Raw genomic sequence first — 20,661 nt, 5'->3', positions numbered from 1 at the left:
AGTTTTGGGTTAGTGTTCAGCTAGCTCGTTTTAAGTTCTACTCTCTTCCTCATACTCGGTCATCAACATCTATCTATCGCAAATGGCAGTCTATCTCTATGTATGCATTAGAAATTGAGCAATTAAGAAAAACTTATGCTGGGGGCTTTGAGGCTCTCAAAGGCATCAGTTTACAAGTGAAAAAGGGCGACTTTTACGCGCTCCTTGGTCCAAATGGTGCGGGTAAATCGACCACCATTGGCGTTATTTCCTCTCTCGTGAACAAAACCTCAGGCAAGGTTAGAGTGTTTGGGTATGACATCGATACTGATCTTGAGTTAGCAAAGCAGAACTTAGGACTAGTGCCGCAAGAGTTTAACTTTAACCCTTTCGAAACCGTTGAGCAGATTGTTCTTCAACAAGCGGGTTACTACGGTGTGCCGAAGGCTTTAGCTAAAGAGCGTGCGAAAAAGTACCTATCTCAACTCGACTTGTGGGAAAAGCGTGGCGAGCGTGCGCGTAACTTGTCTGGTGGTATGAAGCGTCGTTTGATGATCGCTCGTGCACTGATGCATGAACCTCATTTGCTGATCCTTGATGAACCAACGGCGGGTGTTGATATTGAGCTGCGTCGTTCGATGTGGGAATTCCTGAAAGAGATCAACGAGAAGCAAGGCATTACCATTATCTTGACTACGCACTACCTAGAAGAAGCGGAAATGCTGTGTCGTAACATTGGTATCATCAATCGTGGTGAGCTGATTGAGAACACAACCATGAAAGCGCTGTTGGGTAAGTTAAGTGCTGAGACCTTTATCCTTGATCTTGAAGAGGGCACTGCAGAGCCTAAGCTTGATGGCGTGAACAGCCAAGTAATGGTCAATGGCTCGCTAGAGATCGAAATCGACAAGAACTTAGGTTTGAACGCTATCTTTGCTCAATTGACAGAGCAACAGGTAAAAGTCCTCTCTATGCGTAATAAAGCGAACCGTCTAGAAGAGCTATTTGTGAGCATCGTGCGTGAGGGGAGCAAGTAACATGCATAAATTATATTGGACAGCTTTTTGTAGCTTGTTGACCAAAGAGGTGAACCGATTCACTCGAATTTGGGTGCAAACACTGGTTCCACCTGCGATCACTATGACGCTTTACTTCATCATCTTCGGCAACCTGATTGGTGCTCGTATCGGTGAAATGAACGGTTTTAGTTACATGGAATACATTGTGCCGGGATTGATCATGATGTCGGTGATCACCAACTCATACTCTAACGTCGCTTCGTCGTTCTTTAGTGCGAAATTTCAAAAGAACATTGAAGAGTTACTCGTCGCCCCTGTTCCTAACTATGTGATTATCGCTGGTTTCGTGATGGGTGGCGTGGTGCGTGGCTTATTAGTAGGTACCATCGTAACCTTCGTATCGCTGTTCTTTGTTGACCTGCAGGTCGAGCACTGGGGTGTGATCATCGCGACGGTATTTTTGACCTCGATAGTCTTTTCTCTTGGTGGTCTGATTAATGCGGTATTTGCCCGCACGTTCGATGATATTTCTATTATCCCAACGTTCATTCTGACACCGTTGACATACCTTGGTGGCGTGTTCTACTCAATCAGTTTATTGCCTGAGGTTTGGCAGAGCGTGTCGAAGTTGAACCCTATCGTGTACATGGTAAACGCGTTCCGCTATGGCTTCTTAGGTGTGTCTGATGTGGGCATTGTGACGTCATTCAGCGTACTAGGTGTGTTTATTGTGGTGTTGTATGGCATTGCACACTACCTAGTGACAAAGGGCATCGGCTTACGTAGTTAATGCATTACTTGTAAGCTCTGAATGACAGGCAAAGAAAAAGGTCGATATTACATCGACCTTTTTTTGTGTTCTGCGTTTTGTGCTTTTATTTCGCATTTAGAGCAGGGAGCGATTATTCCGCTGTTTCTTCTTTCACTTCTTCTTTTGTTTCCGTGACCAAATCGAGAACTTGGTTGTCGATAAGACGAGTCTTACCTAGGAAAGCTGACATCAAGATAACGGCTTGAGTCGATTCTGAAGTGATGGCTTGTAGCGTTTTAGCATCGCAAATGAAAATCTCATCAGGTTGCAGGTCTGCAGCACGAAGTTGGTCAGTTGCGTCTTCAATGACAGATGCGTAATCGTCACGGCCGCCACGAATAGCACTACTGATCCAACGCATAGTGCGAGCAAGCACGGGTGCTCGCTGACGCTCGTCGATAGTCAGGTTGCTATTGCGAGAGCTCATCGCAAGTCCATCCATCTCACGAACGGTTGGTACGCCGATAATTTGGATATCTAAAGCAAGATCCGTTGTCATGTGACTAATGACCGCAAGCTGTTGGAAGTCTTTCTCGCCGAAGCATGCAAAGTCTGGCTGAACGATATTAAATAGCTTAGCAACAATTGTCGCCACACCACGGAAGTGGCCTGGGCGAGATGCCCCTTCAAGCATGTGCGAAATACCAGGCACTTCAACAAACGTCTGTTTATCTAGTCCATCTGGGTACATCACTTCTGGCGTTGGCGTAAACACAAGTTCAACACCTTCGCCTGTTAGTTTGCTTAAATCAGCTTCTAACGTTCGAGGGTAATTGTTCAGGTCGTCAGCACGGTCAAACTGCATTGGGTTAACAAAAATGCTCACCACAACAATGTCTGCTAATTCACGCGCTTTCTTTACCAGTGTTAGGTGACCTTCATGAAGGTTTCCCATTGTTGGTACAAAAGCAACGGTACGTCCATCACGCTTAAACTGTTTAATCTGCTCGCGAAGAGCCGCTATTTCAGCAAAAGTTTGCATAGTAACTCCTAAGCTATTGTATGAGCTTCATCAGGGAAACGCGCGCTCTCTACTTCTTCTTTGTATAGAGCGACCGCTTTACGCATATCGCCCGTTTCAGCTAAGAAATTCTTAGAGAACCTTGGCATATAAGTCGCAGAGATACCGAACATGTCATGCATCACTAAGATCTGACCATCGGTAACGTTGCCTGCGCCAATACCAATCACTGGTACATCACAAGCTTCAGTAATGCGTTTGGCTAATGATGCCGGAACACATTCAAGTAATACGATTTGAGCGCCAGCATTTTGCAGAGCTAGCGCGTCAGCAACCATTTTGTCCGCTTGCTCATCGTCACGGCCTTGAACTTTGTAACCACCAAAGATGTTCACTGATTGAGGTGTTAACCCCAAGTGAGCACAAACGGGAACAGCGCGCTCTGTTAGCATCTTCACGGTTTCAACCAACCAGCTTCCGCCTTCGATTTTAACCATGTTTGCACCAGCACGCATTATGGTTGCAGCGCTCTCACAAGCTTGCTCAGGTGTGGCATAGCTCATGAACGGCATATCGGCCATAAGAAGACAGTTTGGGCTACCAGCACGCACTGAGCGAGTGTGGTAAGCAATTTCGTCGACTGTCACTGGTAATGTGTCAGTTTGGCCTTGTAAAACCATGCCTAGTGAATCACCGACAAGTAATACAGGAATCTCTTGGCTTTCGAATAATTGAGCAAAGCTCGCATCATAAGCTGTCGACGTCGCGAATTTACGGCCTTCTTGTTTGCACTTGATAAGGTCGTTAATGGTTACTTTTTTCATTGGGTTTCCTTAATGCGCTTGGCTATTGTTGCCAAACATTGAGCCCATTTTGATCGACTACTTTGAGTAGTTCGTTCAGCTCAGTCCCATCAGGGAGTTGTAAACTTGGTGCGATTTCAGCAAGCGGGTAGAGTACAAACTCTCGTTCTTTCATTCCATAATGAGGAACGGTTAAGCGCTCTGAATCGATCACCTCATTGCCGTAAAGCACAATGTCGAGATCCAAGGTTCTTGGTCCCCAACGCTCGTCTTTACGGACGCGCCCTTGCTCTAACTCGATTTTTTGAGTGCAATCAAGCAGTTCAATTGGCGTTAATTCGGTTTGGATTGCCACTACCGCGTTGATGTAGTCGGGTTGATTTTGCGGCCCCATCGGAGTGCTACTATATAGCTTGGAGGTCGCAATAAACGTTGATCGCGGTAGGCTTTTAAGTGTTTCGATAGCCAAATTTGCTTGGCTAACTGGGTCGGCAAGGTTGCTGCCGACCGCAATATAAGCCGTTATCATTCGGATTGCTTACTTTTTTTATTACGGTAAGTCTTACGGCGACGATGACCTGATTTTGATGGTGCGGCAACGTCATTAGCCATGGCTTGGCGCATATTGCGACCAGCCGTTTGATAACGCTCCCACCATTTTGCCAACTCTTTGGTTTCACCACCCTCGATTTCGCCACGCATTTCTAGGAAATCGTAGCCCGCACGGAATTTGTTTAATTCCATTAGGCGTACAGCACGTTTGCCGTTGCGACGTGGAAGTCGAACTTGCAGCTGCCAAATTTCACGAATAGTCGCGGTGTGACGACGAGGAATAGCAATCGACTTTACTTGCTGATCAAGGATGATGTTACTTGCTTCCATGATCGCATCGTAGTGCGCCATGCCTTGTTCAGCGACTAGCTTGTCCGCTAGCTTATTCATTGGGTACCAAAGAATTGCAGCAAACATGAAGGCTGGGTTTACTCGTTTGCCATCGTCGATACGAAGGTCAGTTGAATCGAGTACTAAATCAAGCATCTGCTCGGTATGAGAATCATAACCTTCAGTGAAGTGCTCAGCCACGGCTGGGAACATCTGTTGGAATAGATTGTACTCACGCATTAAGTGGTAGGTTTCTAAACCGTGTCCTGATTGCAGTAACTTGAGTGATTCTTCGTAAAGACGCGCAGCTGGGATATCTTTTAGAAGGTGTGCCAGCTCTTCGATTGGGTCGGCAGTATCTTCTTCAATATCGAAATCCAGTTTAGCGGCAAAACGCATTGCGCGAAGCATACGTACCGGGTCTTCACGGTAGCGAGTTTCTGGATCGCCAATCAAACGGATCAGCTTGTCTTCTAAATCTTCTACACCACCCGCGTAATCGTGAATGCTGTAGTCTGCAATGTTGTAGTACATCGCATTAATAGTGAAGTCACGACGCTCTGCATCTTCATCAACATTGCCGTACACGTTATCGCGTAGCAACATGCCTTCATCAGATTGCGCAGACACGTTTTTCGATGGCTCTTGGTGGTGACCACGGAAAGTTGCAACTTCGATGATGTCGCGACCAAACATGATATGTGCCAAGCGGAAACGGCGGCCAATTAGGCGGCAGTTTCTAAACAGGTTTTTGATCTGTTCTGGCGTAGCGTTGGTTGCGATATCAAAATCTTTTGGTTGAGAACCCAATAAGATGTCGCGCACACCACCACCGACTAAAAATGCATCAAAACCCGCCCCATTTAGGCGATATAATACTTTTAGTGCGTTGTCGCTGATCTGCTTGCGTGAAATATTGTGCTCTTGGCGAGTATAAATATTCAGTGCTAATTCGTGGAATCCGCGTTGTTCGCTTGGGGTATTGTCGTTTGTATTCATTAGTTTAGAACAAAGTAGGTATCGCCAACTTTGTTTTTCTCTTAGTCCAAAGTGGTAGTGCAGAGTTTAATTGCGGCTAATAATAGCTTAGCGCGAGCCATTTGAGAACATCGTCTGCTTAACCACAGTTGTTGGTTATGGCATTTTTATGTGTCGTTTTTGCTATTTAGCTCTGAACTCGGGTTAATCACGGTGTTCTTTTTGTAAACTATCAGGCAATTGAGCAATGCTCCATTGCTGGCAGCCCCAAAACAAAATCTCGTCAATTGAAGCACTCAAAAGGGCTTCGGTGATATCAAAACCTAAGAATCGCATCGCGTTAATTAGCGTCGGTTTCGGATTGTCGAGATCTATCGCAGTTGCGTGATTTTGTTTTGACAGTTTATTACCCAAGCCATCGGTTGCCAATGGTAAGTGCAAGTAACTGACTGTTTTTTGTTTGAGTGTTTTATACAAACTAATTTGACGGCCTGTCGGCTCAATCAAATCGGCTCCTCGCACAACCTCTGTGATGCCTTGGTCGATATCATCGAGCACGACAGCCAAGTTGTAAGCGAATAAGCCATCTCTGCGCTTTATGATGAAATCTTCTTCAGCCAGTGCTTTCGGTATATGAATTTCACCATGGCGAATGTCGGTAAACGATTCAATAGGGTGTGCCATAAGTAAGCGAACGGCTTGGTCGCCTGAATCAATTAACTCAGCCTTACGGCAAGTTCCAGTATAAAAGCCGCCAAGGGCTTTGATCTGTTTACGAGTGCATTGGCAATAATAGGCTTGGTTATCGGCTACCCATGCATCTATTTGAGCTTGGTACAAATCATGACGCTGGCTTTGATACACCACATCGCCATCCCAAAATAGATGATAAGCCTCAAGTGTTTTGAGGATGAGTTCTGCAGCGCCAGCCATTTCTCTTGGTGGATCAAGGTCTTCCATTCGAACCAACCATTGTCCTTGGTTCGATTTCGCTTGAAAGTAGCTACCTAATGCGGCAACCAGTGAGCCAAAATGAAGAGGACCTGACGGTGATGGTGCAAAACGCCCGATATAACTCATGAATGAAAAACCTAGTCTGGATAGAACAACATTAACCGTTTGTTGGTATTGGTAGCTATTTGATAATGAGATAACACATGTTGAAAATAGCTTTCAATACAAACAAAAAAGGGAGCGAAAGCTCCCTTTTTTACATCAGCAAGAATTAACCTTGCATTTGTTTCTCTTTGATCTCTGCAAGTGTTTTACAGTCAATACAAAGGTCAGCTGTTGGACGAGCTTCAAGGCGACGAATGCCGATCTCAACACCACAAGAATCGCAGAAGCCAAAATCATCTTCTTCAATCTTATCTAGTGTCTTTTCAATCTTCTTGATAAGACGACGCTCACGGTCACGGTTACGTAACTCTAGGCTGAATTCTTCTTCTTGAGAAGCACGGTCAACTGGGTCTGGGAAATTCGCTGCTTCGTCCTGCATGTGGTGCACAGTACGATCAACTTCTTCCCTGAGCTGGTTGCGCCAAGCTGCTAAAATTTTTGTAAAATGTTCCGTTTGCTCAGGTGACATGTACTCTTCACCTGGCTTTTCTTGGTACGGTTCAACACCTGCGATGGCTAGGATGCCTAGCGCTTTTTTCTTAGATTCTGGCATACAGCATCTCCTATTTACACCTAGTCAACTGCAAAGCAGCTAATTTTAAGGCGGGTATCTATAGCAGAAAGATCTGGTTCTGGCAAATACTCTTATCCAAACTTGTAGTCAAAGTGATTAGTTCATCATCTTTGTCTAGCTATTGATAAATTCAACAGCCTGTTTTAGTTGTATTTGAGTACTGCTGAGCTCTGCTTTATAGCAAAGCACTTCAACCCCAGCGTCTTGTGCTTGTTTTAGTAATAACGAATATTTGGCGTCTATATGGTGTGCTGCAGATACTTTTTCAATACCTGAATGTAAAACAGTGAATAAAAGTACGGCTCTATTTCCAGATTCTGCCATTTCTGTGAGTTCACGCAGGTGTTTTTGACCTCTGGTGGTGACCGAGTCAGGGAAAAAGCCTTGTCCTTGGGTTGAGGTGTCTTGCTTAGTTGACGTTTGTTGCTCGTCGAGCAAAGTGACACTTTTTACTTCGATATAACAAGGTGGCTTTTCACTGTCTTCCAGCAGAATATCAATTCGACTATTCTCACTGCCATATTTCACTTCAGTTCTCAAAGCGTCATAGCCTAAGAGTTCAACTATAGTCTTATTTTCAATTGCTTCCACTGCTAGCTGGTTCGCTCGCGCAGTATTTACACAAATTCGATGACCTTTATCTGTTTCTGAGATCTCCCAACTGTTTGGGTATTTTCGCTTTGCATTATCTGAGGTTGAATACCAAACCGTATTACCGGGTGTGGCGCAGCCAGTCATGGCTCCAGTGTTCGCACAGTGAATGGTACGCACACTGTCGTCAGGCAATGTGATATCAGCGAGAAAACGTTTATAGCGTTTAATAAGAGTCGCTGGCTCTAAAGGGGGATTGAAGTGCATATTACTTATTTAGACAGGTGGGTTTTTATGTACAATGTTGCCAACATTACACCACAAGGTTCTCCCATTGCCACAACTGCCCATAGAAGCTGTGATGCCAGATCTGCTCGCTGGCGTAGAAACACATACTCAACTTATTCTAAAGGCCGCTCCCGGTGCGGGTAAGTCAACGTTTTTCCCTCTGCAGTTGGTTAAAACCAATGCCGTTAAAGGGAAGATTATCATGCTCGAACCTAGGCGCTTAGCGGCTAGGAATATTGCGACTTACTTAGCGAGTCAATTGGGAGAGAACGTGGGAGAGAGCATTGGCTTTAGAGTTCGTGGTGAATCTAAAACCAGTAGTGCAACGCGTTTGGAAATCGTCACTGAAGGGATCATGACCAGAATGATCCAAAGCGACCCTGAATTGACCGGGGTGGATATGGTGATCTTTGATGAATTCCATGAACGCAGCATTCATGCCGATACCGCATTAGCGTTTAGCTTAGAGATCCAAGAAGCGCTGCGAGATGATCTCAAGGTGATCGTGATGTCAGCGACATTGGATCAACACGCATTGCAATCTTTGTTGCCTGATGCCAAGTATGTTGAATCACAAGGCCGAACTTTCCCTGTCGATTTCCGTTATCAGCCATTAGGTTCGAATGAATATTTAGCACCTAAAATGGCAAAGGTGATTCAATCTCTGATAGAGAAAGAATCGGGCTCACTTTTGGCTTTCTTACCGGGTGTCTCGGCGATAAAACAGGTTGAATCACAGCTTGGACAACTTGCTAGTGATATCGATGTGTGTCCGCTGTATGGCCAATTGAGTTTTGAACAGCAACAGAGAGCCATTGCGCTGTCAAAACAAGGTCGCCGAAAAGTGGTGTTAGCCACTAATATTGCGGAAACCTCTTTGACGATTGAGGGGATTCGTTTGGTGGTCGATTCGGGATTGGAACGAGTAGCAAAGTTCGATCTTAAAACCGGTATTACCGAGCTTGAACAAGTGAAAATTTCACAATCTTCAGCTGAACAAAGAGCAGGGCGTGCAGGGCGAATCGAAGAGGGCTTGTGTGTTCGGTTATACAGCGAGACACAGTTAATGCAGCAACCCTCCGTTCCAGAACCTGAAATCCTTCATTCCGATCTCTCTTCGCTGGTGGCTGAATTGACGCAATGGGGAGCAAGTAGTGCCGATGAGCTTCATTGGTTAGATGTTCCGCCACAGGCATCGATTGAGCAAGCGACAGAACTGTTACAAGAGCTTGATTTATTTGACAGTAATGGGCAATTTACTCCAGTCGGAAAGCAAGCCCAGCGCTTAGGTATTGAGCCACGTATCGCTAGTATGTTGGTCAAAACGCAACAAAACAGCCAAGCCTTGTTGAATGTCGCGATTGTCGCTGCCGCTTTGCTCGAAGAGCCTGAACGTAACGTGACGGATATTCAGCACTCGCTACATCGACTTAAGCAAAGAAAGCACTCGAAAAACAGTGTTGTGATGCAGCGAGCGAAAAGTCTCGCTAGCAAACTCAATCATCACCTGGATTTGTCACAAGTCGATGAATCATTGCTACCATTAGTGCTTTGCTTGGCCTTTCCAGACCGAATTGCCCAATCGAGAAGTGCGACTGGCTGTGCATTTCGTCTTGCCAATGGCCATGGAGTCGAGGTTCGTGATGATGATCCGCTGGCAAACAACGAATACATCGTGGTGATTGATTTGATGCGTACGGCGGGGCGAGCAAGTCAGATCTTTTTAGCGACGCCGATTGATATTGTGCAGCTTGAGGCTTCATTCTCCGGTCTTTTTACACGCGAAGATTATGCGGATTGGGATGAAAAACGCGGTCGCTTGGTTGCTGAAGAAAGAGTATTACTGGGTAAGCTAATTATCAGCACTAAACCTTTGCCGGAGCCTGATTCCGATCAGATAAGCCAAGCGTTGTTGAATTATATCGCTCGACGCGGACTTGAGAGTTTAAATTGGACGGCTTCTGCTAAACAGCTGGTTGAACGCGTGCGCTGTGCTGAGTTGTGGCTGCCTGAACAGCAATGGCCTCAAATGGATGAAGCGAGCTTATTGCGTCATCTTGATGAATGGCTTTTACCTTATCTGAATGGTATTAAGTCGGCAAAAGGACTGATGAGTATCTCGGTCGAACAAGCATTGTCGGCTTATCTTGGCTGGCCTCTTAATCAAGAAATTGATCAATGGCTACCTACGAATTACTTGATGCCAACGGGCAGTAAGAAGTCGATTCGATACCAATATCAATCTGAGCCAATGATCTCTGTTCGAATGCAGGAAGTCTTTGGTGAGCAAGATTCACCCTTGATTGCCCAAGGACGTAAAAAGGTGGTGCTTGAGTTATTGTCTCCTGCGCAACGACCACTGCAAATCACTCAGGATTTAGCTGGCTTTTGGGCTGGCGCGTATAAAGAAGTTCAAAAAGAAATGAAAGGCCGTTACCCCAAACATCCTTGGCCGGATGACCCTGCTAATCATGTAGCAACCACTAAAACTAAACGACAGTTGAACCGATGATGACCAAAATGTTAACGCCGAAAAAGGCACCACCTAAAAAAGCGCCAGCAAAAAAGTCACCAGCGACCAAAGCCAAGCCAAGAAAGCCTAGAGCAGCAACGAAGAAAGGTAAGGCAAAGGCCAAGAAAACGGGTAACAGAGGTTGGTTGAAGACGCTATGGGGCATCGCTTGGAAGGTCGGTTTAGCGACGGCGGCTCTGTTGTTGTTCGTTGGGATCTATTTGGATTCGGTGGTTAAGCAGCGTTTTGAAGGTCAGTTGTTTGATTTGCCAACCGTTGTTTATGCTCGTGTGTTGGATCTGTCACCGGGTACTGCCGTTAGTTTGGTGCAAGTCAAAAATGAACTGGACGTGCTGAATTACCGTAAGGTGAATTCTCCTCGTCATCCGGGTGAGTACTCTTCGTCTTCAACCAAGATTGAAATGATTCGTCGTCCGTTCGAGTTTGTCGATGGGCCTGAAGCGGATCGTCATGTGATGTTGCACTTCAATGGCAACGAACTAACTCGTATCCAGTCGCTAGAGAAGAAAGGCGATATGGGTTATCTGCGTGTTGAACCGAAAATGCTTGGCATGCTTGAAAAAAGCAACGATGAGCAGCGCTTGTTCTTAAAACGTAATCAGTTCCCAGAAGTGATGGTTGACGCATTGCTGGCAACCGAAGATCGAAATTTCTATCAACATGATGGTGTATCTCCATTAGCGATAGCGCGTGCCATGGTGGTCAACGTTAAAGCTGGGCGCACGGTGCAGGGTGGCAGTACCCTGACTCAACAATTAGCCAAAAACCTATTCTTATCCAGTGAACGTACCTTGTGGCGTAAAGTTCGTGAAGCGTATATCGCGTTGATCTTGGACCATCGCTACAGCAAAGACCGTATCTTAGAAGCGTATTTGAATGAGGTTTATCTTGGGCAGAATGGTGGCGAAGCGATCCACGGTTTCGGCTTAGCATCTCGTTTGTATTTCGGCCAACCGATTCAAGAGCTTAGAATTGATCAGTTAGCTTTACTGGTAGGTATGGTGAAAGGCCCGTCGTATTACAACCCAGTACGTTACCCTGAGCGTGCAAAAACACGACGCGATTTGGTTCTGCGTCTGTTGATGCAGCAAGACATATTGACGCCTAAGCAGTATGAAGAAGCCGCGAGTCGTGATCTGGATATTCAAGACAACCCTCGTATTGCCAGCCGCCAACCCGCTTATTTTCAGCAGGTTAATATTGAGCTGAAGAAATACGTAGGCGATCGATTTGAGGCTCAAAAAGGCATCAGGGTCTTTACTTCTCTTGATCCTGTATCCCAAGACAAGCTGGAGAAATCAATAGCACGTAAGGTGCCGGAATTGTCTAAAACAGCGGGTAATAAACTCGAAGCAGCTGCGATTGCCGTTGATAGAAATACTGGTGAAATCCGAGCGATGGTCGGCGGTAAACGCACCGGGTATGACGGTTTTAACCGCGCACTGAATGCGAGTCGCCCTATTGGTTCTTTGGTTAAGCCCGCTATTTATCTGACAGCATTAGATCAACCTCAGAAGTACACGCTTGCCACAACCTTGATGGACACTCCACTAAGCTTGAAGGGCAGTAAAGGCAGTGTGTGGAGTCCTCGTAACTTTGACCGTAAGTTCCGCGGAGACGTGCCCTTGTATGTGGCGCTTTCTAAGTCTTATAACGTACCAACAGTTCGCTTGGGCATGCAGCTAGGTATCGATAGTGTTTCCAATACGATTGAGAAATTGGGTGTCGATAAAAACGAAATTCGTCCAGTACCATCGATGTTCTTGGGTTCATTCTCGCTGACACCTTTCCAGGTTGCTCAGATGTACCAAACAATTACCAACTCCGGCCGTATCGCGCCATTGTCTGCGCTTCGCTCTGTGATTGATAGTGAAGGTGAGGTGTTGTATCAATCGATTCCTCGAGTTTCACAAAGCGTTGATCAACAAGCGGCTTGGTTAACAACGTATGCGATGAAGCGTGGCGTATCTGAAGGTACAGGCCGTTTCCTACAAGGTCAGTTTGCATGGGCGGGCTTAGCGGGTAAAACCGGTACCAGTAATGACAGCCGAGACAGTTGGTTTGTGGGTGTTGATGGTCGTGAAGTAACGACGATTTGGTTAGGTCGAGATGACAATAAACCGACTAAACTAACAGGTTCTAGTGGTGCGTTGCGTGTTTACGCTGATTACCTGAAACAGAGAACGCCAGAACAGCTATTGCTGCCTTGGCCAACAGGAATTGCGACAGCAAGCTTTACTCGAACTTCTGAAGGGTCGTTAGAGTTTGACTGTGATGGTACGGTCAAATTGCCGGTTTGGGATGAGAGTGGCAGCATTAAAAAGGGCTGCGAAAGTCAACCAAAACAGTGGCTAAAGAAGCTTTTTCAGTGGTAAAGTCATAACAGAAAAGAATGACAAGGATAGTTTAGATAATGATTTCTCGTTGGTTAGTGAGTGGCCTAGGTATTGTCGGTACTGTGATCAGTTTTCAACTGTTTGCAGCTACTGCGGCACAGGTTGATTCATCAGAACATGTTGAACTTAAAGAAGCTCATAAAAGGCCAACCGTTGCTGTCGTTCTCGCTGGTGGAGGCGCTAAAGGTGCTGCCCACATTGGCGTGCTTAAAGCCTTAGAAGAGATGCAAATTCCGGTTGATTACATTACCGGTACCAGTATGGGCGCTTACGTTGGTGGTCTTTATGCGACAGGGATGAGCGCAGATGAGATCGAGAGCTTTATTTATACGGTGGACTGGAATCGCGGCTATCGCGATCGCGTTAACCGTAGTGATCGCCGTGTGCGTGACAAAGAGTATGAAGACCGTTATCAACTGAATACCGACCTCGGTTTAGGTTGGGGCGAAATCAAAGCCAGAAAAGGTGTGGTTCAAGGCCAGAATATGTTGCGTATTCTGCGCGAGACGACCGGTAACTTATCTCCACTCGATTCTTTCGACAACCTCGCTATTCCATATCGTTCTGTCGCAACTGACATTATCGATCTTGAAGAAGTGATCATCGACCATGGTCACCTTGTTGATGCGATGATGGCGAGTATGTCGGTACCCGGCGCTCTTCCTCCTTATGAGGTTGATGGACGAATGCTGGTTGATGGTGGTGTCACCAATAACATGCCTGTGGATGTTGCTCGAGCAATGGGAGCCGACATCGTTATTGCCGTTGATATCAGTACTAACTACAAAAGCAAAGAAGACTTCACTAACTTTTTAGCCGCAGCAGACCAACTCTCTAATTACCTTGTTCAACGCAGCACTCAAGAGCAGGCCGAGACGTTAACAGACGATGATTTTTTCCTACGTCCTGATGTTGGGCAAATGGAGACCACAGAGTTCGATAAAATGCCGACGGCTTACCACGCTGGATACGAAGCAACAAGGCAGTATAGGGATCAGCTATCTAAGTTGTCGCTCTCGAACGCGGACTACCAACACTATATTGATGACAAACAGAAAGCTCGAAAGCAGCTCAAACATGGTGATAAAACGGTGGTGGATAAGGTCGTTATTAATAATAACACCCACTATTCAGATAAGTTGATTGCCAATCGTTTGAACCTCGATTCTGGAAAAATCCTTAAAACCAGTGAAATTGAATCTCAGGTTAAAGACCTGTATGCGCTCGACCGTTTTGAACTGGTTACCTATGAATTTGACAATGTAGATGGTGAAGATCAACTGCAGGTCGATGTAAATGAAAAATCATGGGGCCCTAACTACCTCAATTTTCGATTTTATCTTGAAGATGACTTTGCAACCGAGAGCCAATATTCAATCGGTATGTCGGCTAATTTCACGGATATTAACTCGCATGGCGCAGAGTTAAGAACGAACGTAGAAATGGGCACTGATAAGCTCATCGAGGCTGAGTTATATTCTCCTTTTTTCTCTAGTCAGAAGTTATTTACATCGGCGTCAATTGTTTACAGCAATCAGAAAAGAAACTTACCTGCCAATATTGACGATATCGAAGAACCGACTCTTGACGTAACTAAAGACTACTTACCAATGACTTATCAAGAGTATATTGGTGAATTGGCATTAGGTTACCAGCCAACATTGTGGCAAGAATTTAAAGTGGGTGCTCGATACACCGATGGTGACGTTGAGGTTGCCTCGTTACCGTCTCTAGGTAGTGGAGGATATACACGTGTCGGAGGGTTTATGAGTTATCGATTGGATACCTTAGATAACTTCAGTTTGCCGACCAAAGGTTATTTCGTTGATCTGGAATATCTCATTTCCCACGATGACTTTGATAACGACTCTTCTCTGGCTGATTCCGAGTTTAACTCTGAAAGCGACACGGTTTATGAGATTTCGGCTAATTTCATGGCGGCACAGAGTATTGAAAAGCATACTTTAGTCGCAAAGTTCGATTTTGGCATGGTAGAGAGTAAAAACTCCGTGTTCCCTATTGATCCAAAGGAGCTTGGAGGCTTCTTAAACTTATCGGGAATACCAAGAAACAGTCTTATTGGACAAAACTTAGCATACGGCAGTTTGATCTATCGCTATAAATGGTTTGAAAATGACTTCGGCTTGTTTGAGTCGCCATTTTACATAGGCGCATCTCTAGAACATGGCGGTGTGTGGTCGAATAATGATTTGTCATTGGATGAAGCGCCAATGTATACAGCGGGATCACTTTTTGCTGGCGTAGATTCACCAATCGGGCCAATCATTTTGGCTTATGGTAAAACAGAAGGTAACTACGATTCTGTTTATTTAATCATCGGTACATCTTACTAATAATAATGCGCGGGATAGCTTTTTTTCTGACTAAATAGGCAAAAATCGTAGGACTTTCGTCTTAACTTGCTATGTTGGTCAAAATGATAAGATTTTAATTTATCGTTAAATTTGCTATTCTGTCGCCCACAGTTTGGCCTCTATGACGCCGCTCATCAATACAAATTGAATGACAAAAATGGCAATTGAGAGCCAAGTTTCCAAGGATGTTCGCTTCTTTATTTTACTAATAATTACCAATGTAAAGAAGGAACCGCAATGAGAGGAAAAAGTCGTGCTTGAAGCCTACCGTAAACACGTCGCAGAGCGTGCTGCCGAAGGAGTTGTTCCTAGACCATTAGATGCTGAACAAGTAGCAGGCCTAGTTGAACTTTTAAAGAACCCGCCCCAAGGTGAAGAAGCTGTTATTCTTGACCTACTAGAAAACCGTATTCCACCAGGTGTAGATGAAGCTGCTTACGTTAAAGCGGGCTTCCTAACGGCTATCACTAAAGGTGAAGTTGAATCTCCACTAGTAAGCAAAGCTAAAGCTGCGGAACTACTTGGCACAATGCAAGGTGGTTACAACATCGAATCTCTAGTTTCTTTACTGGATGATGCAGAGCTTGCTCCTATTGCTGTTAAAGCACTTTCTCATACTCTATTGATGTTTGACGCATTCTACGACGTAGAAGAAAAAGCAAAAGCTGGCAATGCTTCTGCTCAGCAAGTTCTTCAGTCTTGGGCTGATGCTGAGTGGTTTACAGCTAAAGAGAAAGTAGCGGAAAAAATTACCGTTAAAGTATTCAAAGTCACTGGTGAAACAAACACCGATGACCTATCTCCAGCGCCAGATGCATGGTCACGTCCTGATATCCCAGTACACGCAAAAGCGATGCTGAAGATGGAGCGTGATGGCATTACTCCTGATGAGCAGGGCAACGTTGGTCCAATTACTCAAATTGAAGAAATGCAAAAAGACGGCATTCCACTGGCTTACGTCGGTGATGTTGTTGGTACTGGTTCTTCACGTAAATCAGCGACAAACTCAGTACTTTGGTTCATGGGCGAAGATATCCCATTCGTACCAAACAAGCGTACTGGCGGTGTTTGTCTTGGTGGTAAAATTGCTCCGATCTTCTATAACACAATGGAAGACTCAGGCGCACTACCAATTGAGCTGAACGTTCAAGACATGAACATGGGTGATGTGATTGATATCTATCCTTATGAAGGTGTTGTTCGTAAAGACGGTGCAGATATATCAAGCTTTGAGCTAGGCAAAGTACTTCTAGATGAAGTACGTGCTGGTGGTCGTATTCCACTGATCATTGGTCGTGGCTTAACGGGCCGTGCTCGTGATGCTCTAGGTCTAGCTGAAACCGATCTGTTTGCTAAACCAATCGATCCTTCTGCTTCTGATAAAGGCTACACGCTAGCTCAGAAGATGGTAGGTAAAGCGTGTGGCGTTGAAGGTGTGCGTGCGGGTCAGTACTGCGAACCTAAAATGACAACAGTAGGATCTCAAGATACTACGGGTCCTATGACACGTGATGAGCTGAAAGATCTGGCTTGTCTTGGTTTCTCAGCAGATCTTGTGATGCAGTCTTTCTGTCACACATCTGCATACCCGAAACCAGTTGATGTAAACACTCACCATACACTGCCTGATTTCATCATGAACCGTGCGGGTGTTTCACTTCGTCCGGGTGATGGTGTTATTCACTCATGGCTAAACCGTATGCTTCTGCCTGATACTGTTGGTACAGGTGGTGACTCGCATACTCGTTTCCCTCTAGGTATTTCGTTCCCTGCAGGTTCTGGCTTGGTAGCATTTGCTGCAGCAACAGGTGTTATGCCTCTTGATATGCCTGAATCAATCTTGGTTCGCTTTAAAGGTGAAATGCAGCCGGGTATCACGCTACGTGACCTTGTACATGCAATTCCTCTTTACGGTATCAAGCAAGGCCTACTGACTGTAGAAAAAGCTGGTAAGATCAATGAATTCTCTGGTCGTGTACTAGAGATTGAAGGTGTTGATCACCTGTCTGTTGAGCAAGCATTTGAACTTTCAGATGCATCTGCTGAGCGTTCTGCTGCTGGTTGTACTGTTAAGCTTTCTCAAGAGTCTATCGAAGAGTACCTGAACTCGAACGTCGTTATGCTTAAGTGGATGATCGCTGAAGGTTACGGTGATGTTCGTACTATTGAGCGTCGTATTACGGCAATGGAAGAGTGGCTAGCGAATCCTGAGTTACTTGCTGCCGATTCAGATGCTGAATACGCTCATGTTATCGAGATTGACCTTGCTGATATCGATCAGCCAATCCTATGTGCACCAAACGATCCAGATGATGCTCGTCTTCTTTCTGACGTTCAAGGCACTGAGATTCAAGAAGTGTTCATCGGTTCTTGTATGACCAACATCGGTCACTTCCGTGCTGCAGGTAAGATGCTTGAAGAGTTTAATGGCTCTTTGAATACTCGCCTATGGGTTGCTCCGCCAACTAAGATGGATAAAGACCAACTGACAGAAGAAGGCTACTACGGTATCTTCGGTCGTGCTGGGGTTCGTATTGAAACTCCGGGTTGTTCATTATGTATGGGTAACCAAGCACGTGTTGCTGACGCTTCGACAGTAATGTCGACGTCTACTCGTAACTTCCCGAACCGTTTGGGTAATGGTGCGAACGTTTATCTAGCTTCTGCTGAGCTTTCTGCTGTTGGTGCGATTCTTGGTCGTATCCCAACTAAAGAAGAGTACTTAGCGTACGCAGAGAAGATTAATGCAACCGCTGCCGATACTTACCGTTACTTGAACTTCCATAAAATGGGTCAGTACACGGACAAAGCAGACACGGTTATCTTCCAAGAACCAGCTTAGTTCCTCGTTATATTTGTAGCTGCAGCGTTGTTGACTGCGTACGTTCACCCTAATCACATAGAGCTTCTATGCTCATAGGGATGAACGTACTTGTCGCCTAGCTGCAACTCCAACTATTTAGAGGAACCCAAATGATAGAGCGTCTACTTCGGTAGGCGTTTTTTTATGTCTGAATGTTAGTTTACGAGCGACTCGATCTCTTGATGACTTCGCTATATACTCTCGCCTCATTTTTAACCCTATCTGTCATTAGTGCGCGGAGCCTTATGGAATTCGAATTTACTAGAAACACTCTGATGGGTGAATACTATGTGAAATGCAGCATGGGTCATGAAATTGTTGGCCGCTGGCTTCAAGAAGAGATCGGTAAAGATAAGCAAAAGCTCGATCACGTGATGGCGCTTATTGAGCGTTCACGTTTGGATCTGAATAATGAAGTTACTCTACTAGGCAAAGAGATCAGCCTAGCGATCAATGAAGACGACGTAACCATTCAAGAAAATGTACTAAGGCATGAGCAAGAGATGGAAGAGGGCAGTGAATTCGATTTCTATAATTGTGAAAGCGAAGCAAGCTGCGGAATCGATGATTTCGAGTTGCTCATCGAACGTTGGATTGATTTTTTAGGTTACTAAACATTGATGGCTTTGCATCATGAAAGCTTCGTTGCCCAAAACTAGAGCAACGACAGTGCAACGCATTAAGATAGTGAAAAGGCTGCACCATATTGGTGCAGCCTTTTTCGTTTCTGAATCGGCATTGTTTCTATTTCATTTAAAATCAACAACTTAAATTTCTGGCACGCTACTTGGATTATAAAAAGAGTATTAACGGATTAAGTGAAGAATTTAAGGAAAGAATATGAAATTAATAAACGCCATAGTTAAACCATTTAAGTTAGATGATGTTCGAGAAGCGCTCTCTGATGTCGGTATTGAAGGTATGACAGTTTCTGAAGTGAAAGGATTTGGTCGTCAAAAAGGACACACTGAGTTGTATCGTGGTGCGGAGTACCAAGTGGATTTCCTACCAAAGGTAAAGTTAGAAATTGCAACCCAAGCTGAAAATGTTGACCGAGTTGTTGAAGCGATTAGCCAAGCGGCACACACCGGAAAAATCGGCGATGGCAAAATTTTTGTGTATGACCTAAGCCAAGCCGTACGAATTCGTACCGGTGAAATGGATGCTGAAGCACTTTAAAGAATTACAAGGACTGGAGACTTTAATATGGAACTTACAACAACAGTAACGGAACTACGTTACGCACTAGACACTTTTTTCTTCCTCATTTCAGGTGCGTTGGTAATGTGGATGGCTGCAGGCTTCGCGATGTTAGAAGCTGGCCTCGTTCGTTCAAAGAACACCACAGAAATTTTAACTAAGAACATTTGTTTGTACGCGATTGCTTGTACGACTTTCTTAGTCGTTGGTTACAACATTATGTATGTCGATAACGGCGAAGGTGGCTGGTTACCGTCATTTGGTACTCTGATTGGTACTCAAGGTGAAGGTGCAGACCATTCATTAGAATCAGACTTCTTCTTCCAAGTAGTATTCGTTGCAACAGCAATGTCTGTGGTATCTGGTGCGGTTGCTGAGCGAATGAAACTTTGGTCATTCCTTATCTTCTCTGTCGTGCTAACAGCGTTCATCTACCCAATGGAAGGTTACTGGACTTGGGGCGGTGGTTTCCTATCAGAAGCAGGTTTCAGTGACTTTGCTGGTTCAGGTATCGTACATATGGCTGGTGCTTCAGCAGCGTTAGCGGGTGTGCTTCTACTGGGTGCTCGTAAAGGTAAATATGGTAAGAACGGTGAAATCTACCCGATTCCTGGTTCAAACATGCCACTGGCAACGCTAGGTACATTTATCCTTTGGTTTGGTTGGTTCGGTTTCAACGGCGGTTCTCAACTGATGGTTTCTGACTTTGAGAACGCGACAGCGGTTGGCCAAATCTTCCTTAACACTAACGCAGCAGCAGCAGCAGGTGCGATTGCAGCACTACTAGTATGTAAAACAACTTGGGGTAAAGCTGATTTAACCATGATTCTGAACGGTGCGTTAGCTGGTCTAGTAGCAATCACTGCAGACCCTCTATCTCCATCACCACTATTTTCGGTAGCGATTGGTTCTGTATCTGGCGCGTTGGTTGTATTCAGTATCATTGCTCTAGATAAAGCTAAGATTGATGATCCAGTAGGTGCTATCTCTGTACACGGTGTATGTGGTTTCTTCGGTCTAATGGCTGTGCCACTAAGCAATGCTGATGCAACATTTGGTGCTCAACTATTGGGTGCAGCAGTTATCTTTGCATGGGTATTCGGTGCTAGCCTAGCGGTATGGGCAGTGCTTAAAGCAACAATCGGTATTCGTGTCAGTGAAGATGAAGAACTTGAAGGTATGGACATGCACGATTGTGGTGTTGGTGCTTACCCTGAGTTTGTATCAGTAAAATAATCAACAGTAACCGTCTAATCTGAAAAGGTTAGACAGTACAAAGAAAACCCTGC

General features: G+C 45.1%; 16 protein-coding genes. 9 read left to right on the top strand and 7 right to left on the bottom strand.

The features are described 5' to 3' along the window. Window positions 1-98: 98 nt before the first annotated feature. On the top strand, window positions 99-1,016 hold the full coding sequence (locus QUF19_RS14175) for an ABC transporter ATP-binding protein (protein ID WP_286298899.1): 918 nt from the start codon (window positions 99-101) through the stop codon (window positions 1,014-1,016). A gap of 1 nt (window position 1,017) precedes the next feature. Further along, window positions 1,018-1,788 (top strand): ABC transporter permease, encoded by a 771-nt coding sequence (locus QUF19_RS14170; protein ID WP_102437696.1) that lies wholly within the window; start codon window positions 1,018-1,020, stop codon window positions 1,786-1,788. A 112-nt stretch (window positions 1,789-1,900) separates the two neighbouring features. Here the strand turns inward: QUF19_RS14170 and panC are convergent, their stop codons facing one another. The 7 genes from panC to sfsA all read right to left on the bottom strand — a co-directional run bounded on the left by panC (window position 1,901) and on the right by sfsA (window position 7,984). After that, window positions 1,901-2,791: a pantoate--beta-alanine ligase gene (panC, locus tag QUF19_RS14165; RefSeq protein WP_017106898.1), complete on the bottom strand. Its 891-nt coding sequence runs from the start codon at window positions 2,789-2,791 to the stop codon at window positions 1,901-1,903. An 8-nt stretch (window positions 2,792-2,799) separates the two neighbouring features. Continuing rightward, a complete protein-coding gene (gene panB / locus QUF19_RS14160; protein WP_286294720.1) occupies window positions 2,800-3,594 on the bottom strand; it encodes a 3-methyl-2-oxobutanoate hydroxymethyltransferase in 795 nt (264 codons plus the stop codon). A 22-nt stretch (window positions 3,595-3,616) separates the two neighbouring features. Then, window positions 3,617-4,102, bottom strand: a complete 486-nt coding sequence (gene folK / locus QUF19_RS14155) for a 2-amino-4-hydroxy-6-hydroxymethyldihydropteridine diphosphokinase (RefSeq protein WP_017106900.1) — start codon at window positions 4,100-4,102, stop codon at window positions 3,617-3,619. Next, on the bottom strand, window positions 4,099-5,454 hold the full coding sequence (gene pcnB / locus QUF19_RS14150; RefSeq protein WP_017106901.1) for a polynucleotide adenylyltransferase PcnB: 1,356 nt from the start codon (window positions 5,452-5,454) through the stop codon (window positions 4,099-4,101). The genes folK and pcnB overlap by 4 nt, the downstream gene beginning before the upstream one ends. 183 nt (window positions 5,455-5,637) lie before the next feature. Beyond that, window positions 5,638-6,513 (bottom strand): tRNA glutamyl-Q(34) synthetase GluQRS, encoded by an 876-nt coding sequence (gene gluQRS, locus QUF19_RS14145; protein ID WP_286294719.1) that lies wholly within the window; start codon window positions 6,511-6,513, stop codon window positions 5,638-5,640. A 145-nt stretch (window positions 6,514-6,658) separates the two neighbouring features. Then, window positions 6,659-7,105, bottom strand: a complete 447-nt coding sequence (dksA, locus tag QUF19_RS14140; protein WP_017108728.1) for an RNA polymerase-binding protein DksA — start codon at window positions 7,103-7,105, stop codon at window positions 6,659-6,661. Window positions 7,106-7,240: 135 nt separating this feature from the next. Continuing rightward, on the bottom strand, window positions 7,241-7,984 hold the full coding sequence (gene sfsA / locus QUF19_RS14135) for a DNA/RNA nuclease SfsA (RefSeq protein WP_286294718.1): 744 nt from the start codon (window positions 7,982-7,984) through the stop codon (window positions 7,241-7,243). Between the two features lie 94 nt (window positions 7,985-8,078). On the opposite strand from sfsA, the gene hrpB reads away from it, so the two are divergent. The 7 genes from hrpB (at window position 8,079) to QUF19_RS14100 (ending at window position 20,608) form a co-directional block, all read left to right on the top strand. Then, entirely contained in the window at window positions 8,079-10,517 is a 2,439-nt protein-coding gene (hrpB, locus tag QUF19_RS14130; protein ID WP_286298898.1) for an ATP-dependent helicase HrpB, read from the top strand. Beyond that, entirely contained in the window at window positions 10,514-12,913 is a 2,400-nt protein-coding gene (gene mrcB, locus QUF19_RS14125; RefSeq protein WP_286294717.1) for a penicillin-binding protein 1B, read from the top strand. Before hrpB ends, mrcB begins: the two co-directional genes overlap by 4 nt. A gap of 38 nt (window positions 12,914-12,951) precedes the next feature. Continuing rightward, entirely contained in the window at window positions 12,952-15,288 is a 2,337-nt protein-coding gene (locus QUF19_RS14120; RefSeq protein ID WP_286294716.1) for a patatin-like phospholipase family protein, read from the top strand. A 274-nt stretch (window positions 15,289-15,562) separates the two neighbouring features. Next, window positions 15,563-18,151, top strand: a complete 2,589-nt coding sequence (acnB, locus tag QUF19_RS14115; protein ID WP_102382984.1) for a bifunctional aconitate hydratase 2/2-methylisocitrate dehydratase — start codon at window positions 15,563-15,565, stop codon at window positions 18,149-18,151. Between the two features lie 266 nt (window positions 18,152-18,417). Next, a complete protein-coding gene (locus QUF19_RS14110; protein ID WP_102437712.1) occupies window positions 18,418-18,786 on the top strand; it encodes a YacL family protein in 369 nt (122 codons plus the stop codon). Between the two features lie 226 nt (window positions 18,787-19,012). Continuing rightward, entirely contained in the window at window positions 19,013-19,351 is a 339-nt protein-coding gene (gene glnK / locus QUF19_RS14105; protein ID WP_004738200.1) for a P-II family nitrogen regulator, read from the top strand. Window positions 19,352-19,378: 27 nt separating this feature from the next. After that, the gene (locus tag QUF19_RS14100) at window positions 19,379-20,608 is read left to right on the top strand and encodes an ammonium transporter (RefSeq protein ID WP_017106910.1); all 1,230 of its coding nucleotides are present in this window, start codon (window positions 19,379-19,381) and stop codon (window positions 20,606-20,608) included. Window positions 20,609-20,661: the final 53 nt, after the last annotated feature.

The sequence above is a fragment of the Vibrio sp. FE10 genome (assembly GCF_030297155.1).
In the GTDB taxonomy this organism is placed as follows: domain Bacteria; phylum Pseudomonadota; class Gammaproteobacteria; order Enterobacterales; family Vibrionaceae; genus Vibrio; species Vibrio apostichopi.
This window is presented reverse-complemented; position numbering and strand designations above follow the sequence as displayed.

What these genes read in the sequence shown, in the direction of transcription:
- QUF19_RS14120 (WP_286294716.1), top strand. Translation starts at nt 12,952, where the DNA reads ATGATTTCTCGTTGGTTAGTGAGTGGCCTAGGTATTGTCGGTACTGTG.
- glnK (WP_004738200.1), top strand. Translation starts at nt 19,013, where the DNA reads ATGAAATTAATAAACGCCATAGTTAAACCATTTAAGTTAGATGATGTT.
- sfsA (WP_286294718.1), bottom strand. Translation starts at nt 7,984, where the DNA reads ATGCACTTCAATCCCCCTTTAGAGCCAGCGACTCTTATTAAACGCTAT.
- dksA (WP_017108728.1), bottom strand. Translation starts at nt 7,105, where the DNA reads ATGCCAGAATCTAAGAAAAAAGCGCTAGGCATCCTAGCCATCGCAGGT.
- gluQRS (WP_286294719.1), bottom strand. Translation starts at nt 6,513, where the DNA reads ATGAGTTATATCGGGCGTTTTGCACCATCACCGTCAGGTCCTCTTCAT.
- folK (WP_017106900.1), bottom strand. Translation starts at nt 4,102, where the DNA reads ATGATAACGGCTTATATTGCGGTCGGCAGCAACCTTGCCGACCCAGTT.
- pcnB (WP_017106901.1), bottom strand. Translation starts at nt 5,454, where the DNA reads ATGAATACAAACGACAATACCCCAAGCGAACAACGCGGATTCCACGAA.
- QUF19_RS14110 (WP_102437712.1), top strand. Translation starts at nt 18,418, where the DNA reads ATGGAATTCGAATTTACTAGAAACACTCTGATGGGTGAATACTATGTG.
- panC (WP_017106898.1), bottom strand. Translation starts at nt 2,791, where the DNA reads ATGCAAACTTTTGCTGAAATAGCGGCTCTTCGCGAGCAGATTAAACAG.
- hrpB (WP_286298898.1), top strand. Translation starts at nt 8,079, where the DNA reads ATGCCAGATCTGCTCGCTGGCGTAGAAACACATACTCAACTTATTCTA.
- QUF19_RS14170 (WP_102437696.1), top strand. Translation starts at nt 1,018, where the DNA reads ATGCATAAATTATATTGGACAGCTTTTTGTAGCTTGTTGACCAAAGAG.
- QUF19_RS14100 (WP_017106910.1), top strand. Translation starts at nt 19,379, where the DNA reads ATGGAACTTACAACAACAGTAACGGAACTACGTTACGCACTAGACACT.
- panB (WP_286294720.1), bottom strand. Translation starts at nt 3,594, where the DNA reads ATGAAAAAAGTAACCATTAACGACCTTATCAAGTGCAAACAAGAAGGC.
- mrcB (WP_286294717.1), top strand. Translation starts at nt 10,514, where the DNA reads ATGATGACCAAAATGTTAACGCCGAAAAAGGCACCACCTAAAAAAGCG.
- QUF19_RS14175 (WP_286298899.1), top strand. Translation starts at nt 99, where the DNA reads ATGTATGCATTAGAAATTGAGCAATTAAGAAAAACTTATGCTGGGGGC.